This is a genomic window from Terriglobus sp. (genome assembly GCF_965201105.1).
In the GTDB taxonomy this organism is placed as follows: domain Bacteria; phylum Acidobacteriota; class Terriglobia; order Terriglobales; family Acidobacteriaceae; genus Terriglobus.
In genome coordinates, this window is the sequence record NZ_OZ241741.1 from 2,937,461 (window position 1) to 2,951,177 (window position 13,717).

The window sequence follows — 13,717 nt, forward strand, 5'->3', positions numbered from 1 at the left end:
AACCGGGGAGCGCCGCCGCGCCGTAGCTTTCGAATGCAGGTACGCATGACCCGTTTCTCCTTGTTTTCACGCGCGTTGGCTCTGGCCGGCGTTGGCTCTGGTCTGGCGCTCGCGGCCGTAACCATCTCGGCGCAACAGCCACCGCAAAGCATGCCGGGACCGCGATACCAGACGCCCGGTCTGGCAACTCCCACGGGACCCGTTGCCGCGCCAGTCTTCCCCACTACCCCGGCGATCACGCCCAACGGGCAAGTGGCGGAAGAAGTGATTGTGCGCGTAAACGACCAGATCATCTCGCGCTCTGACCTGATGCGCGGCGAAGACATACTGCAGCAGGAGATTGCGCAGGGTGGGGCGCAGGCGGGTGACGCCGCCGAGCGGCAGCGTAACCTGCTGCGCGACCTGATCGACCAGCAACTGCTGATCAGCAAGGCCAAAGAGTCGAACATCAACGCAGATGCCGAGCTGACACGCCGGCTCGACGAAATTCGCAAGCAGAACAACCTGCCCAGCATGGAAGCTTTGGAGCAGGCGGCGCGCAAGCAGGGCGTGAGCTATGAGGACTTCAAGGCCAACATCCGCAACCAGATCCTGACGCAAAGCGTGGTTCGCGATGAGGTGGGCCGCAGCATTCGCATGACGCACGCGGATGAGGAGAAGTTTTACCAGGCGCACCAAAACGAGCTCGCCGTACCCGAGCAGGTCAAACTGTCGGAAATCCTGGTACCTGTTTCAGCAACGGCGTCCGAAGCGGAAATTCAGCAGGCGAAAACCAAGGCCGAAGAGATCGCTGCCAAGCTGAAGGGCGGCGCGGATTTCGCGGCAACGGCCAAGGCCTCGTCCGGCGGTCCGACCGCGGCTCAGGGCGGCGACCTGGGCGTGTTCAAGCGGGGTCAGCTTGCCAAGGTGCTGGAGGATCGAACCTTTGCGCAGCCGGAGGGCAGCTTCACCGATCCCATTCGCACCCGGCAGGGCTTCGTCATCCTGAAGACGGTGGAACACGTGCAGGCCGGCACGCCTCCCTTGGACAAGATCGAAGGCGAAGTGCAGAACGCGATGTACCAGGAGCAGATCCAGCCCGCTCTGCGCGCCTACCTGACCAAGCTGCGCGAGGACAGCTACGTGGACGTGCGACCAGGATTTGTGGACACGGGAGCGAGCCCGAAGCAGACCAAGCCGGTGTTCACTGCGTACACCGCACCCCAGCCCAAGAAGAAAACCGAAGTCAAGCGGCGCCTGATCGCCTCACGCGACCGCGCCCGGCTGCAAGACGCGGGCCTGACCGTGAAGGGCAGCACCGTGCAGCCGCTGGCGAACGTGGAGCTCGACAAGCACGGCAAGCCAAAGAAAGTGAAACGCGAAAAGGTGCGCTTCGGCCAGGCTCCGCGCGAGGCGCTGCCGGAGGAAAGCAGTGATACCACCACGGTCGCCAATGACGGTGTGAAACAACCCAACGCGTCTGGGCAGGATGCCCTGGGCACATCGGGAACCAATCCGGCACTGGCCGGCCAGGGCGCCAACGCGGGAGCATTTGGCAGCGGCAACGGTTCGGCGCCTACAAGTGCGGGAGCATCGGCGAGCGGTAACGGCGCTCCGGGCACGGTGCTTGCGCCGGTTTCGACGAATAACACGGTGGCGGCGAATGAGGGCGACCCGTTGACGCCGGTTGCAGCCCCGCGCAAGAAGAGCCGCTTCGCCGACCGCGAGCCCGAGGTTAAGGAGAAGAAGAAGGAAGTTAAAGTCGACAAGGCGGTCGCGCGCGTAACGGCTAAGCCAGAGGCCGCGACCACGACCGAAAAGCAGGACGTAGCCCACCAACAGACCGCCCTGGGCTTGAGTGGCGACACGAACAAGAAGAGAAAGAAGCGGCAAAAGGGCGAGACCAAGGAACGTTTACAGCAGACCACGCCGGAAGCGAAGCCGGACCTGGTCGACAACGGTCTGCCGGATCGCTTGCATCAGCAAAACGGGCCGCAGCAGACCGCGGGAACGCCTTCGGCCTCGTCACAGACCGGCAACCTGCCCGCAGAAAACAGCAAGGAAGAAGACAAGCAGCGCCGTGGCAGACAGCCAGTAACCAACCCGGCCACGGACGCAACCGCGCTGCCGACGGACAACCAGCCCCCGGCAGGAACGACGTTGCCGCCCGGAACGCCCACGCAGAACGGCACCACCACGCCGGGGCCCGGCACGCTGAGCCCAAACCCGACGGCCCCGCCGCAGTAGCTGTAGGAACTTGAGGTACACATAGCCGCTCCGGCCGGAGCGGCTATGCTTTTTCCAGATGAAGAACTTTTATGTCAGTTCGGCAGCACAGCGCGTCAATCAGGAGATTCATGCGAGCTTTGTAGTGTCTGCAGCATCGCAGCGCGAGCGCAAGGGTGGCGGCGCCTACCTTGCCATGACCTTGACCGATCGCACAGGCAGCATGGAAGGCCGGATGTGGAAACCCACACCGGAGACACTGCAATGGTTCCGCGCGAACTGCTATGTGGCGGCAAAGGGGCGCATCGAGGCCTACAACGGCACGTACCAGATCTGCGTAGAAGAGCTGCAGCAGCTTGAAATACAGGCGATCGACATTGCCGACTACCAGCGAGTGTCCCGCTACAACGAAGATCTACTTTGGCAAAAACTAGTCGCCTATGTAGACGGATTCAGCAATCCGCACCTGCAGGCATTGGTGCGTTGCTTCCTGGATGACCCAGAGCTGAGTGCGGCGTTTCGCCAGGCACCCGCGGCAAAGTCGCTGCACCATGCCTGGATTCGCGGGCTTCTGGAGCACGTTGTTTTCCTGCTGCGGCTGTGCGAGATTGTCGCGCCACATTACAAGGACGACGTCGATGCGGACCTGCTGATGACGGGAGCGATTCTGCACGACATCGGCAAGGTCCGCGAGCTGGCTTGGGAACGTTCCTTCACCTACACGACCGAGGGCCAGCTGCTCGGTCACATCACCATCGGCATCGGCATGGTGCGCGAGAAGGCTGCGGCTCTGCCCGGCTTCCCGGACCGGCTTCGCATTCTGGTCGAGCACCTGATCCTGTCGCACCACGGCCGTTATGAGTTCGGCTCGCCCAAGCTGCCCATGACTCCGGAGGCCATAATCTTCAGCGCGCTGGACGACCTGGAAGCCAAGATGCAGAATATGCGCGCGGAGTTCGCGAAGGCGGCTGACAGTGGGCGCGCTGCCGATGAGGTTACGGAGTACTCACGATCCATGGAGCGCGCCCTTTTGAACTCCCGCATTTACCTGGCCGGCGACCCAAATGCCGGCAGTACGGCATCGGTTAAATCGTCGAGCGCGAGTTCTGAAGCAACAGATGCGGACGAGTTTGCGGCGGCAGAAAAGTCGGAGTCCGTCGAGGGCGAACAGACCCAAGAGGAGGCGTTCGATCCCGGTGGCGCGACCGCGGTCGCGGACAGCACCACAGAAAACGCGTTGCCAACTGCGACCTCAGAAGAGATCATCACCCTCTTTGGCGCACGCTGAAGGCTAGGCGGCTTCGTTATGCTGGTGAACCTTGCCGGGCGACGCAAGATCGAGCACGAGACGTTCGAGCACGAGCGACTTGTCGACGGGGCTGGAGCGAATCTCCTGATCGGCGCGGGCAATCAGGCGCAACGCGCCCGCAAGTTCACCGCGCGAGCGATAGCGGCGCGCCTGCGCGATCAGGTCGTCCGCGGCAAACGGTGGCATCCGGAACCCGGGCCACAGCACATTCCACACAGCACGGCTGTCGCGAACATTCTTTTCGTGCAGAATCAGCATTTGGCGAAAGGTACGCGCGAGCATGTAAAGGTGGCCGATGGCGGAGTCCTCACCGCCGTCGCTCGCGTTCAGCAGACCGCGCAAAAGCAGCAGCGAGCGAGCACGGTCACGGCCGCTGATCGCGTCCGTCAACTCGTATAAAGAGCGCTGCTTGGCTGCAAGCACCATGGTCTCGACATCGGCGAGCGTGATCGTGTTCGGCTTTGCAGTCACGGTGCTTTCAACCCGCGCAGGCTCGCTCACGTAGAGGATCAATTTCTCGAGTTCCTGAGCGATCGTCATCATTTGGCCGGCAAGCGCGTCCACCAGTTCGCGTGCCGCGTCCGCATCGATTTGCACGCCGCGCCCGGCCGCGGTCTGCTGCACCCAGGCGATGGCATCGGGCTCGGCAACGGCCTGCAGTTCGACAATGCCGCAATGCTCGCCAAGCGTTTCGCGAATGCGGTCGTACCGCTCCTTGTCTTCGCGCTCCAGGCGGCGCAGGTCGGCGGGCAGTTGCAGGTGGTCCGCGACAAAGAGCAGAAGCGCCCCCGGATTGGGCGCTCGAAAATACTTGTCCAGAGCGGCGAACTCTTCCTTCTTCGCGCCGCGCCCATACAGAGCTTTCAGGCCGCGAACAAAGAGCACCTGAAACGGCGCCATCAGCGAGGGCGTCTGCGCAAGGTTGAGTGCGTCGAAGATCGTCAGATCGCTGCCGAGCTCAAGGTCGTGCAGGCAGAAGTCGCGCAGATCAGAAGGCACCAGCTGCCCAAGCACGCCGCTGCGAGCGCGCTGATACAGGAACGGCTCGTCCCCAAGCAGGACGTAGCCGGGCTTCATCGCGGGCGTCCCAAGCTCCGCCAGAAAGCGGTCGACAACGGCGAAAGAGCGGAGCGCGGGCATACCAGCTATCTTACGAAGATCTCTTCCCGGGGTGCCCACCTCGCGCTAGACTACAGACTGTATGGCGGACAACGTTTTAGAAACCATTCAAAAGCTGGTACAGGATGTCATCGCGCCCGACGTGCGGGAACTCAAAGCACGCATGGACGGATTGGAACGTCGCATCGACGATCGCTTTAAAGCATCCGAGCAGCATATTGATGACAGGTTTGCCGTGGTGGATCAGAAGTTCGCCGCCATGGACCAGAAATTGGCCTCCATGGACCAGAAGATTGAATTCCAGATCGGCAAAGTTCTCGCCGCGATCTCCGCACTACGTAGTGAAGGTGAACTCGCCGCGGTTCGCGACATCAGCGCACTGCGGGAACGCGTTGCCGTTCTGGAAACTCAGCAGAAGAGCACAGAACGCGCCGCCTGAACACGCCTCGCTAGAACGAATTCAGCAGATCACTTACCGCCGCCTGCGCGAAGTCGCGTGCCAGGCGGCGAACCGCGGGGCCATCCTCCTGGATGAAGGCGCTCAGGTCCTGCGTGGATTGGAACTGCTCGCGAAACAGGAAGCGGTCGTTGCTGTACAGCACGTGCCCGTCGCGTCCCACCAATGCGATCTGTGCCTGCACCGTAATCAGGTACGACGAACTGGCGCCGCTGGCCGCGTCGTAGGTAAGCGGCGCGACGTTCTCGCTCAGAATGGTGCCGTTCAGGACGGCATCGCTCTTCTCCGTGTCGGAGGTGTTTACGATGCGATACCGCGTGCGCGTGTTCAGCTCGTGGATCACGGCATCGGTAAACACAACCTCGGTGCGATACTGCTGGGCGCGCGTGGCAAACACGGGAACCGCCAGCGTGCGCACGTTCCCGGGAACATGATTCGCGCTGCCGGCAACATGGTATCCACAGCCGCCTGCCGTAAGCAGGAGCAGGGTTGCAGCAACAGCGGAAGCACGCAACTTCATAGCTTTATCATCGCAGACAGTGCGGCGCTGGATGCTGACGCGCGAGTTTGCGCGCAATCAGCCGGACCGTGCCACGCCGGAGTTCGATACACTAGGCAGGCCCATGCCGCCCATCATTGTTGCCGAAAACCTGAGCAAGATTTATCGCACCGGCAGAGTGGAAACGCAGGCCCTGCGCAGCGCCAGCTTCCAGGTGGAGCGCGGCGAGTTCATCGCGATCGTGGGACCTTCCGGTTCGGGCAAGAGCACGCTGTTTTACCTGCTGGGCGGGCTTACGAGCGCAAGCAGCGGGCACGTGCTGATTGATGGCGTGGACTTCGCCAGCCTGTCTGACGCGGAGCGCACACGCCAGCGCGGACAGAAGATCGGCTTCGTATTTCAACGATTCAACCTGCTGCCGACGCTCACCGCGCGCGGCAATGTCGAACTGGCGCACGAGATCGCGGGCACGGGCAAGCCGCTGGACAACGCGCTGCTGACGCACCTGAGCGAGCTGCTGCGCATTGATGGCCGGCTGGATAAGCGACCGAACGAGCTGAGCGGCGGCGAGCAGCAGCGTGTGGCAATCGCCCGCGCGTTGATCAGCCGGCCAGCGATTATTCTGGCCGACGAACCCACCGGCAACCTGGATACCGACAACAGCGAAGCCGTGCTGGAAATGCTGCGCCATGCTTCCAAGCAGATGGGGCAGACGGTGCTGATGATTACGCACAACCCTGAGGCTGCCGCGGTCGCCGACCGCATTCTGTACGTGCGCGACGGTCAGCTCAGCACCACGCCGCCTCCGCCACGGGTGTCGCGACTGGTGGCTCACGGCTAGTTCGTTTCCATCGTCCGAAATGCGTCACGACAGCAAGGTTCGTGACCGGCATGCTACCAGAGCACGCCGGCGATGGGAACAGTTGGTTCGGGCAGATGGCGCTCGCCCAGCACCTGACGAAGGTTGATCTCAATGCCGCGCGCCATTGAAGTGAGTGGGACGTCGTAGATGGTGTTGTCGAAGGGGCTTTCGAGGTCGCGGCCAATCTTATCGAGCGCCAGAAAGATAAAGCCCACCAGCGTGGACCCGAGCGGCGTGAACCAGCCCATGGTTTGCACCAGCGCCAACGGCAGCAGGACACAGTAGATCTGCACGAAAAGACGCGGGTAGAACGTGTACTGCCGCGGCATGGGCGTGTTCTTGATGCGCTCCGAACCACCCTGCGCGTCGGCGAAATCATTGACCGTGGTGTCCAGGGACGCCCACTGCAGGCTGTCGAGCCAGTCGCGTTCCAGGCACTGGCGCAGCAAATGGCCCTGCCGTACCTGAATCGCAAACGGCACGTTTTTCTGCTTCGCAAGTTCCAGCAATACGTCTTCCGGCAACAGGCCGTGCAACTCGTCAAGCGGAGGCAGGCCACGCAGTTGCTGGCGAAGCGCGTGCGTCCACGCAATCTGGTGGTAGATCAGATCGCGCTGCATGTCACACACGGCACTTTCGTTTTCGGCACGTTGCCAACGCACGTTGGTCACCACCTGCCGGCCCCACGAACGCGTGTTGTTGATGATGCTGCCCCACAGCGTGCGTGCCTCCCACCAGCGGCCGTAGCTGGACACGTTCCGGAAGCTTAGGATCACACCGATTGCCGAGCCAAACAGGGCCAGCGGGATGTGAGGCAGCGCGATCCAGTTCCAGTGCGCGACCTTGTACGCGAGCACGATTGCGCCGTCATACAGGAAGAGCAACAGCAGCGGCTGGCCGACGTACGCGATCAGACGCCCGATATCCGGTCCCTTTGGAACGATCACGCGTTCGCCACCAGGTCACCAGCTGCCGCAAGCGTTGACTCAAATTTCTTGGTCGCCGGGCTGTAAATAAGCACGTCTCCGGTGGCAATGTCGTAGATCCATCCGGAGATGGTCAGTTCGCCGCGCGCCATGGCGCCCCGCACGCTTGGATGTGTTTGCAGATGCGTGAGCTGCAGCAGCACATTCTGCTCAGTAAGCGTATGCAGGCTGGGTTCGCCGCCGTTCATGGATGCGGCAACGGAACGCGCGGCCTGGGCATTGTTGAGCCAGCTTTTAACGGTGGGCAGGGCGTCCAGACTGCTGTCGTTGGTCTTGAGCGCCTTCATCGCGCCACAATCCATATGGCCGCAAATCGCCGCATGCTTCACTTTCAGCGCGCTCACTGCGTATTCGATCACGGCGGAAACGCCACCCAGCATCTCGCCATAGGCAGGCACCATGTTGCCCACATTGCGCGCCACAAAGATCTCACCGGGGTTGCTGCCGGTAATGGTTTCAATGTCGATGCGCGAGTCGGCACAGGTAATGATCAGCGTGTGCGGCGTTTGCGGATGCGAAGCGGCGTACTGATACTCGGCGCTGTGATGAGGGTAAACCTCGCTTTGAAAGCGATGTATGCCTTCCTTCAGTCGATTCAGTGCCTGGTCCTGATGCTCACTCATGATTCGTTCCTCACTGCAAAGGTAGACGGTCGCGGCCAGGATCGGCACCCCGCTTTTGAAACTTTTCTGCCATCGGCAACGTACGCTTGTCGTCCGTGGTTCGGGTCTACCCTGTCCAGCAATTCTCAAACAACATCTTCCGCGCATTTCTCTTCTAAGGGAGCACGTGTTGTTGTGTTTGGAGCAGGTTGCGCCGGTAAGTTTCGTGGTGCCGCACCTTCTCCCCCGAGCGAAGCGAAGGAGTGTGCATGGCGGATGAACTGCCCGTAAACGCGATCGAATCCAGACAGTCGGGCTGGAGCCGTCGCAGCTTTTTAACCGGAACGGGCGTGGGCGTTGCCAGCGCCATTGCGGCTGGCGCTGCCGTAATGGGATGCGGTTCGACCGCGCCCTATGTTGACGCGGCAAGCCAGAGCGATAACAACATCCTGAATTTCGCTCTCAACCTGGAGTACCTGGAAGCGACGTTCTACAGCTACATCGTCACGGGCAAGGATATCGACAGCGGTTTGATCGGCGGCGGCCCCAAGCCGCAGAACCCGCCGGCACAGATCACCTTTGCGAACCAGCAAACGGCCGACCTGTTTGCCGAGATCGCGTATGACGAGATCTCCCACGTGCAGGCACTGCGCAGTGTCCTGAATTCGCTCGCGATCCAGAGGCCACTGATCAATTTCAGTGCGCTGGCGGCGATCTCCGCCAGCAACTACATCCAGATCGCACGGCTGTTTGAAGATGTGGGTGTGACCGCCTACGCCGGCGCAATTAGCGGCTTGAGTTCGGTGAATGTGACTCCGGTGTCGCAGATCCTTGCCGTTGAGGGTTTCCATACCGGCGCGCTGCGGCTGATCGCCATTCAGCAGGGCGCGGCATACCCGTCGACGCTGGCCGGGTACGTGCCTGCCGACGGCTTCGATATCATCCCCGCGGATCCGGGAACCGTGGCGCTGGCCATGGCTGGCCCGACACAGAACAAGGGCGGCTTCTTCGCAACGCAGGCAATCGGGACCACGGGGCAGAACAACACGTACAACGGCTTCGCCTTTCAGCGCACCTCATCGCAGGTACTGGCAATCCTGTACGGCTCTGCGGCCAGCGGCACGGCAAAGGGCGGGTTCTTTCCGAACGGCGTGAACGGAGCCGTTACGGCGGTATAGCGGGCCGGCATGTCTTGCAGTCGAGCTTGTGGCGCAGAGGTAGTAGAGGACCATGGCACGGACCGAATCAAACCAGCAGTTGCCGAGGGGCGCACTCTGCCCGGCGTTCGAATTGCGCAGCGTCATGTACGCCGGCCGGGCACTCGGTCGCGACGACGTGTTTGGCGGCGTAGATGATGCAGACAGACGCAAGGGTCTGCTGGTCGCCTTTGTGTGCGTGCATTGCCCATTCGTGAAGCACATGGAAGCTGCGCTGGGCGCATTAGTGGCAGAGTACGCGGACCGCATCGCCACGGTCGCAATCTCGTCCAACGACGTTCAAGAGGTTCCGCAGGACGCTCCGGAACACATGCGCGCGCAGGCCGAGCGGCTCGGCTGGAAGTTCCCCTATCTCTTCGACGAGTCGCAGGAAACAGCACGCGAGTTCCACGCGGCCTGCACTCCCGACCTGTACCTGTTCGATTGCGAGTTCAAGCTGGTCTACCACGGCCAGTTCGACGAAACGCGGCCTTATCGCGAAAGCGACGCGAACGCAGGCGTGATCAAGGATGAGCGCATCCACCAGGCAGCCCATGGCGTCGACCTGCGGCGAGCCATCAATGCCTTGCTCGCCGGCGAACCACCACTCGCGGAACAGCGGCCCGGCCTCGGCTGCAACATCAAATGGCGGCGTTAGCTGCGACCGAGCTTACTAACACATTGCGAAATACCGGGACTATTTGTCACCATGTGACTTAGAGACTCGAAGCTCGCGCGTTGTTCGCATGTAGTGTTCCCACTTTCTCTTCAGGTCCGGCAGTGTCGAGCCGTGCGCCTGGTCGAGAAAATCAGTATGGATGATCCTGTCTGTTCGGAAGTGCCGGAAGCCATCGCGCAGCTCACACCACGCAGCAAGCAGGCGAACGGTGTCTGCGTAGCCGAGGATCACCGGCCACACGACCCGTTCGGTCTCTTGCCCGCCTTCGTCACAGTACCGGATGCGTAGTTTCCGTCCGGCACGGATCCAGGATCGGGCCTTCGCGAGGTCTAGCCCATCTCTGACGGGAAGGTTGTTGGCAGGCGTTCCAAGTGTCGGCTCGGTGATGAAGGTGCGCAACGAGGGTGGAACTGCAGCGGTAATCTTCGAGAGAAGATCCCTCGCGGCGTTGGCGAGTGCAGCATCACCCCGTTCGGCAACCCATTGTGCACCGAGCACCGCTGCCTCCAACTCCTCCGGGGTCAGCATCAGCGGCGGCATATCGTACCGCCGGTCCAGAACGTATCCGACACCCACCTCCCCACGAATGGGCACGCGCTGGCTTACGAGATCAGCGATGTCACGGTAAACGGACCGCACGGACACCCCGAGCTCTGCCGCCATGGCGTCCGCCGTTACAGGCCGGCGTGAACGCCGCAGAATTTGGATTACTCGGAAGAGTCGGTCGGATCGGCGCATACGCAAACAATGCTGACACTACGCTGTCAGTAGAGACCGGTTACGTTCGTCCTGACGCTGGAAACATCCAGCCGGAGGAAACGATGAACCTGGTTTCGATGCGCATCATCACAAACGACGTTGAGCGGCTGGTCAGCTTTTACGAGAATATCAGCGGTACTTCCGCGACCCGGTATACGCCCGACTTCGCTGAACTCACAACACCACGTGGCACGCTTGCCATCGGCAGCACGCGTACGCTCAGTCTGTTCGGCGCGGAAGACCAGCTACAGCCCGAGGCGAACCGAAGTGTCATTCTCGAGTTTCTCGTGAAGGATGTGGACGCAGAGTTCTCACGACTGAAAGATCAGCTGACTGGATTCGTACAAGAGCCGACAACAATGCCTTGGGGAAATCGCTCGCTCTTGTTTCGTGACCCCGACGGCAACCTCGTGAACTTCTTCACCCCTGTTACTCCAGAAGCAATTAAAAAGTTCGCGCAGTGATGCTGGCGGCTGTGGAGCAACGGATGATGATGAGTAGAGGACATCTGGTTCAGCGGCTACCCTGATTTCCAACCGGTCGCGCTACTTGTGCTTGCCGATCTTTGCGCTATTGAACAGTGCGGGGTCGACGGGCTCAAACTGAATCTTGGTCACGAAACGCTGGCTGACCGTGTCGCCATTAAGATAGCGCGTGGTGGCGTAGGGCACCGGTGTGCCGCTTTCTGAGTGCCAGTCGCTGTACTCTTCGCTGTCCTCGTCGAAGTCCTTGTACTTGGGATTGCGCACCTTGAACGTGCGCCGAATCGGCAGGTGCGTTTCCGTCTCCACATCGATGGTGACGCTTTCATTCTGCGCGTTGATGATGGTCACGGTATCGGCCTGCCGCCGCGCGACCAGGTTGCGGCCGCTGTACACAACCAGAGCGTTGCGATCATTGACCCACGTCGTAACCAGCGCGTCCAGGTTGTACTGCTGACGGCGGAAGTAAGCCTCCCTGTCTTCCTTCGGCAGGTCTTTGCGGCCTTTGAAGGTGAGTTCGTACCCCTCCGTTGGCGTCCAGATCTGCACGATGTCACGCTTCTTGGTCAGCTCGATGCGGTCCTCAAACGTGGACCCGGCGAGCGGGTGATGGTAGAGCACGTACTCGGTCGAGCCAGTCGGATTGTTCTGGAAGAAAGTGGAGGTGCGGCCCTCCATGCGGTAATCCTGCCGCTGCATACGCTTTTGATCGCCGAGCGCCGCCTTCATCTGCTCGAGTACGCGTCGCCCCGCCTCATCGCTGGTGTCTGCCTTCGCGGCGGGCTGCGTGACAGTGATCTTGTCTTCCGGCTTTTGCGACGGCGCAGGCGCGTCGTTTACCTGCGCAAAAGCCGTGTTACCCGCCAGCATACCGCCTAAAACAAACGCGCCGAACGGCGCAAGAAACCGCATACTCATGCTTCGATCCTGCTGCGGCTAGCCGACCAGAACGGCGCCGCCATTTACGTTGAAAACTTCCCCCTGCACAAAACCGGCCCACGGCGTGCAGAGAAACAGGATCGGGCCGGCGATCTCGTCAGGCGTGCCCACCCGGCCAAGCGGGATGGTGCTGCCTATCTTCTTGGACGCGACCGGGTCGGCCAGGGTGTCCGCGCTCATGTCGGTGTGGACCCAACCCGGCGCAACGCAGTTCACCGCAATGCCCTGCCCCGCCAGCTCGGTCGACAGGCCTTTGGTCATGCTGATCAACGCGCCCTTGCTCGCGGCGTAGTCGGTGTGAAATGCTTCTCCGCGCTGGCCAGCGGTGGAGCTGACCAGCACTATCTTTCCGCGGGTACCATCCGCGTGCAGCGGCTGCCGCTGCATCTGTGCCACGCCGGCGCGTAGCAGGCCGAAGACGCTGTCGAGATTCACGCCCAGCGTTTCGCGCCATTGCGCATCGGTCATGCTGCCGATGGGCGCATCGTGCGGCGGCCAGATGCCGTGATTGATTACAAGGCAGTCAAGGCGGCCAAAGGCGGCAACCGCAGAAGCGACCAGCGCCTCACCATCGGCGGGCGTGAGCAAATCCTGCTGGATCGCGCGGCACCCTTCTGTGCCTCCGCATTCCTGCTGCAGCGAGCCGGCTTGGGTGCTTGCCGCACGATAGCTGAAGGCCACGCGTGCACCGGATTGACGAAACAGCCGCACGGCCGCCGCGCCGATGCCCCGTGAGCCACCCGTGACGAGTGCGACCTTGCCATGGAGCGAGAGCGCGACGCCCCCGTTTTGCTTCTCCTCAGAACTCATAGGTCTATGCTACGAAACGCCAACGACGCGCACAGGTTACGGAGCCTCAAAATCGAACCCACTGCCGATCTCGTCCAGCGTGCGCAAGGGCTTCGGGGCGATCCTGGATCGATGCGTCCCGAGGTTTGGCACACCTCTGCGATCATCCTCGATCGTGTCGATGTTCACAATCTTCACGCCCGTGGAGAAGTTAATGCTCGTCTTTGTGTCCACGCCGGTGTTCCGCTTCAGGTTGTTGTTTTCATAGCCGATCAGTTCAAACCGGCCGTGCTGCCAGCGAAAGGTCAGCGCGGTGCTTCCGGCATCCCATCCGCCCATATTCGCGAAGTAGTGCAAACCCATAGTGAAGGCCCCGCGCGCAACCGTGAGCGAGCCCTCCTCTCCGAAATAGTCGTCCATGTTGGACTCGGTCCAGCGCGGGATCAGCCTGCCGTTCTGTGCGGCGAGCTTGTAGCTTCCATCTATTTGCGCGAACGCAATGCCGAGCACGCGCGGGTTGGTGTCCAGGTTGTCCGTGCCGAAATCCGGGTGCAGCACCAGCTTCGGGTTCGTCTCATGCAGCACAAATGCGAGGTCGGGGCGGCCATCGCCATTCAAATCGCCACTGCTCTGCACCTGCACTTTCCACCCGCGTGGCGCGAACCCCGCAGCGTTCGCGGCCGTAGCGGCGAGCCGCGGTATCGGTGCCTTTGGAATATCGGGATCGTCGTCCTGCGCGTACATGTTCGAGCCACAGGTCAGGAAGAGCAGGCAAACAGTCACACACTTGACGGCATCGTGCATGCAAACTTCTGATGCGCGCTCGACGCGGAG

Annotated in this window: 15 protein-coding genes and 1 pseudogene; 7 read left to right on the forward strand and 9 right to left on the reverse strand. The window is 61.6% G+C overall.

Going from position 1 to position 13,717, the window contains the following annotated elements; translation table 11 throughout:
• The first annotated feature begins 45 nt into the window (after nucleotides 1-45).
• Nucleotides 46-2,226: a peptidylprolyl isomerase gene (locus tag ACOFKT_RS12905; RefSeq protein ID WP_419804387.1), complete on the forward strand. Its 2,181-nt coding sequence runs from the start codon at nucleotides 46-48 to the stop codon at nucleotides 2,224-2,226.
• 58 nt (nucleotides 2,227-2,284) lie between these two features.
• Nucleotides 2,285-3,493 (forward strand): 3'-5' exoribonuclease YhaM family protein, encoded by a 1,209-nt coding sequence (locus tag ACOFKT_RS12910; RefSeq protein WP_419804388.1) that lies wholly within the window; start codon nucleotides 2,285-2,287, stop codon nucleotides 3,491-3,493.
• A 3-nt stretch (nucleotides 3,494-3,496) separates the two neighbouring features.
• On the opposite strand, the gene holA is transcribed toward ACOFKT_RS12910, so the two are convergent.
• Nucleotides 3,497-4,654, reverse strand: a complete 1,158-nt coding sequence (gene holA / locus ACOFKT_RS12915) for a DNA polymerase III subunit delta (RefSeq protein WP_419804389.1) — start codon at nucleotides 4,652-4,654, stop codon at nucleotides 3,497-3,499.
• 61 nt (nucleotides 4,655-4,715) lie between these two features.
• Between holA and ACOFKT_RS12920 the strand changes: the two genes are divergently transcribed.
• Entirely contained in the window at nucleotides 4,716-5,072 is a 357-nt protein-coding gene (locus ACOFKT_RS12920) for a hypothetical protein (protein WP_419804390.1), read from the forward strand.
• Between the two features lie 10 nt (nucleotides 5,073-5,082).
• Here the strand turns inward: ACOFKT_RS12920 and lptE are convergent, their stop codons facing one another.
• Nucleotides 5,083-5,610 (reverse strand): LPS assembly lipoprotein LptE, encoded by a 528-nt coding sequence (gene lptE / locus ACOFKT_RS12925; protein ID WP_419804391.1) that lies wholly within the window; start codon nucleotides 5,608-5,610, stop codon nucleotides 5,083-5,085.
• Nucleotides 5,611-5,713: 103 nt separating this feature from the next.
• Between lptE and ACOFKT_RS12930 the strand changes: the two genes are divergently transcribed.
• Nucleotides 5,714-6,430 carry an ABC transporter ATP-binding protein gene (locus ACOFKT_RS12930; RefSeq protein ID WP_419807168.1) on the forward strand — a complete coding sequence of 239 codons (717 nt, stop codon included), beginning with the start codon at nucleotides 5,714-5,716 and terminating at the stop codon, nucleotides 6,428-6,430.
• A gap of 53 nt (nucleotides 6,431-6,483) precedes the next feature.
• On the opposite strand, the gene ACOFKT_RS12935 is transcribed toward ACOFKT_RS12930, so the two are convergent.
• Nucleotides 6,484-7,398, reverse strand: a complete 915-nt coding sequence (locus ACOFKT_RS12935) for a bestrophin family protein (RefSeq protein ID WP_419804392.1) — start codon at nucleotides 7,396-7,398, stop codon at nucleotides 6,484-6,486.
• Nucleotides 7,395-8,060 carry a carbonic anhydrase gene (locus ACOFKT_RS12940; protein ID WP_419804393.1) on the reverse strand — a complete coding sequence of 222 codons (666 nt, stop codon included), beginning with the start codon at nucleotides 8,058-8,060 and terminating at the stop codon, nucleotides 7,395-7,397. The genes ACOFKT_RS12935 and ACOFKT_RS12940 overlap by 4 nt, the downstream gene beginning before the upstream one ends.
• 248 nt (nucleotides 8,061-8,308) lie before the next feature.
• Here ACOFKT_RS12940 and ACOFKT_RS12945 point away from each other — a divergent pair, with 248 nt between their 5' ends.
• Together ACOFKT_RS12945 and ACOFKT_RS12950 are read left to right on the forward strand one after the other, a co-directional pair.
• Nucleotides 8,309-9,217, forward strand: a complete 909-nt coding sequence (locus ACOFKT_RS12945; protein ID WP_419804394.1) for a ferritin-like domain-containing protein — start codon at nucleotides 8,309-8,311, stop codon at nucleotides 9,215-9,217.
• Nucleotides 9,218-9,269: 52 nt separating this feature from the next.
• Nucleotides 9,270-9,893 carry a thioredoxin family protein gene (locus tag ACOFKT_RS12950; RefSeq protein ID WP_419804395.1) on the forward strand — a complete coding sequence of 208 codons (624 nt, stop codon included), beginning with the start codon at nucleotides 9,270-9,272 and terminating at the stop codon, nucleotides 9,891-9,893.
• 39 nt (nucleotides 9,894-9,932) lie between these two features.
• On the opposite strand, the gene ACOFKT_RS12955 is transcribed toward ACOFKT_RS12950, so the two are convergent.
• Together ACOFKT_RS12955 and ACOFKT_RS12960 are read right to left on the reverse strand one after the other, a co-directional pair.
• Nucleotides 9,933-10,454: a helix-turn-helix transcriptional regulator gene (locus ACOFKT_RS12955; RefSeq protein ID WP_419807169.1), complete on the reverse strand. Its 522-nt coding sequence runs from the start codon at nucleotides 10,452-10,454 to the stop codon at nucleotides 9,933-9,935.
• A gap of 81 nt (nucleotides 10,455-10,535) precedes the next feature.
• A pseudogene (locus ACOFKT_RS12960) lies at nucleotides 10,536-10,652 on the reverse strand (HTH domain-containing protein); the annotation flags it as partial.
• On the opposite strand from ACOFKT_RS12960, the gene ACOFKT_RS12965 reads away from it, so the two are divergent.
• Nucleotides 10,601-11,137, forward strand: coding sequence for a VOC family protein (locus ACOFKT_RS12965; protein ID WP_419804396.1), 537 nt, complete (start codon nucleotides 10,601-10,603; stop codon nucleotides 11,135-11,137). The pseudogene ACOFKT_RS12960 and the gene ACOFKT_RS12965 sit on opposite strands and share 52 nt — an antisense overlap.
• A gap of 81 nt (nucleotides 11,138-11,218) precedes the next feature.
• Here ACOFKT_RS12965 and ACOFKT_RS12970 read toward each other — a convergent pair whose 3' ends face one another.
• Genes ACOFKT_RS12970 through ACOFKT_RS12980 form a run of 3 tightly spaced genes read right to left on the reverse strand, consistent with a single transcriptional unit; the run spans nucleotide 11,219 to nucleotide 13,687 of the window.
• Nucleotides 11,219-12,073, reverse strand: coding sequence for a hypothetical protein (locus tag ACOFKT_RS12970; protein WP_419804397.1), 855 nt, complete (start codon nucleotides 12,071-12,073; stop codon nucleotides 11,219-11,221).
• 18 nt (nucleotides 12,074-12,091) lie between these two features.
• Nucleotides 12,092-12,904 carry an SDR family NAD(P)-dependent oxidoreductase gene (locus ACOFKT_RS12975; protein WP_419804398.1) on the reverse strand — a complete coding sequence of 271 codons (813 nt, stop codon included), beginning with the start codon at nucleotides 12,902-12,904 and terminating at the stop codon, nucleotides 12,092-12,094.
• A 36-nt stretch (nucleotides 12,905-12,940) separates the two neighbouring features.
• Nucleotides 12,941-13,687 (reverse strand): hypothetical protein, encoded by a 747-nt coding sequence (locus tag ACOFKT_RS12980; RefSeq protein WP_419804399.1) that lies wholly within the window; start codon nucleotides 13,685-13,687, stop codon nucleotides 12,941-12,943.
• Nucleotides 13,688-13,717: the final 30 nt, after the last annotated feature.